General features: G+C 60.4%; 1 protein-coding gene and 1 other annotated feature. The gene reads right to left on the bottom strand.

Annotated features, from left to right (window positions below; all coding sequences use genetic code 11):
• Positions 1 to 39 precede the first annotated feature (39 nt).
• Positions 40 to 1268, bottom strand: a protein-coding gene (locus tag H7848_RS19620) for an IS3 family transposase (RefSeq protein ID WP_419555525.1) whose coding sequence is annotated in 2 segments (ribosomal slippage) — positions 40 to 974 and positions 974 to 1268 — 1230 coding nt in all. Because the reading frame shifts where the segments join, the coding sequence is not laid out codon by codon here.
• Positions 865 to 981 (bottom strand) — a sequence feature (AL1L pseudoknot). (Overlaps the previous gene by 117 nt.)
• Positions 1269 to 1322: the final 54 nt, after the last annotated feature.

The following is a 1322-nucleotide window of genomic DNA, read 5'->3' as shown; positions in this document are numbered from 1 at the left end:
TGAACCGCCCCGGTTTTGCCGGAGGCTGATTACTCCGTTTCACGCGACGTTATCGAACTCATTACACTGTTCATAGAACTTCTCCTCGGCTTCTGCTGGCGGGATGTTTCCGATTGGCTGAAGCAGGCGGCGGTTGTTGAACCAGTCGACCCATTTCAGGGTTTCCCATTCGACGGCATCGGCGGTCTTCCAGGGCCCCGGCCGGTGAATGACCTCGGCTTTGAACAGGCCGATAATGGTTTCCGCCAGGGCGTTGTCGTAGCTATCGCCGACGCTGCCAACCGAGGGTTCGATCCCCGCTTCGGCCAGGCGCTCGGTATAGCGGATCGACACGTATTGGCTGTCCCGGTCGCTGTGATGGATGAGGTCACCAACCGGTCGCCGTTCGTAGAGAGCCTGTTCCAGGGCATCGAGCACGAACTGGGTCTGCGGTGATCGCGACGCCCGCCAGCCGACAATGCGGTTGGCGGAGGTGTCGATCACGAAGGTGACATAGACGAAGCCCTGCCAGGTCGAGACATAGGTGAAGTCACTGACCCAGAGCGTATTCGGCGCCGGTGCCCGGAACTGCCGGTTCACCTTGTCGCGCGGGCATGGCAGCGTTTTGTCAGGCCGTGTCGTCTTCTGGGACTTGCCGCGAACAACGCCCTGTATGCCCAACTGCCGCATCAGCCGTTCGACCGTGCAGCGGGCCACATCGAAGCCTTCGCGGCGCATCTGATGCCAGACCTTGCGCACCCCGTAGACTTTGAAGTTCTGATCCCAGACCCGTTGCACCTCGCGGCGCAGAACAGCATCACGCTTGGCGCGATCCGACGCACGATCTGGGTCACGGGCAACGGCCAGATGTTCATAGAAGGTCGAAGGGGCGATCGGCAGAACCCGGCAGATCGGCTCGACCCCATACTCGGCCCGGTGATCGTCAATGAACCCGATCATCGTTTCAGTGGGCGGTCGAGCTCCGCCTGAGCAAAATATGCAGATGCTTTCTTCAGGATTTCGTTGGCCTGCCGAAGCTCCCGCACCTCGCATTCCAGTTCCTTAATCCTGGCGCGCTCCTCCGACGTCACGCCATCTCTCTGGCCCGTGTCGGCCTCTTCCTGCTGAACCCAACGCCGCAATGTATCCCGGCCACAGCCGATCTTCGGCGCAATCGCTTTGATCGCCGCCGCCTGACTCTCGTAGTTGCCCTGATTGTCGAACACCATCCGCACGGCCCTTGCTCGTGTCTCAGGTGAATAGCGGTTCGCTCTGTTGTCTTTTCCCATGGCTCCAATCCTTCCTCGATTTGGAGCCTCCGGAAAACCCGGAGCGGTTCATTG

Source organism: Pseudaestuariivita rosea, assembly GCF_017592335.1.
In the GTDB taxonomy this organism is placed as follows: Bacteria; Pseudomonadota; Alphaproteobacteria; order Rhodobacterales; family Rhodobacteraceae; genus Parasulfitobacter; species Parasulfitobacter rosea.
The sequence above is the reverse complement of the archived record's forward strand: the minus strand, read 5'-3'. Positions and strand labels throughout refer to the sequence as shown.